Source organism: Herbaspirillum sp. WGmk3 (assembly GCF_023952535.1).
GTDB lineage: Bacteria > Pseudomonadota > Gammaproteobacteria > Burkholderiales > Burkholderiaceae_D > Herbaspirillum > Herbaspirillum huttiense.
This window is the reverse complement of the sequence record NZ_JAKYWT010000094.1, coordinates 1-260: the sequence shown is the minus strand read 5'-3', so window position 1 is coordinate 260 and position 260 is coordinate 1. Positions and strand designations below refer to the sequence as shown.

At 56.5% G+C, this 260-nt stretch carries 1 pseudogene; it reads right to left on the bottom strand.

The features are described 5' to 3' along the window. Positions 1-94: 94 nt before the first annotated feature. Positions 95-260 (bottom strand): annotated as a pseudogene (locus tag MKD49_RS26065) (gluconate transporter); the annotation flags it as partial.

The window sequence follows — 260 nt, the reverse complement described above, 5'->3', positions numbered from 1 at the left end:
AGGTGAGCACCAGGAGCAGTGAAGTTCTCAGATTGACGTGTCGGCCGGTTCCTTCATTCGGGGACCGGCCGTCGCGCGTCAGGTATCGGTGAAGTCAGACGATGACGGAGACCAGCAGCACCAGGAGCACTCCGCAGACTGACAGCGCCGTCTCCATGAGCGACCAACTCTTAATGGTTTGTCCCACTGAGATACCGAAGTATTCCTTGATGAGCCAGAAACCGGCGTCATTGACGTGTGAGAAGAAAACCGAACCGCAG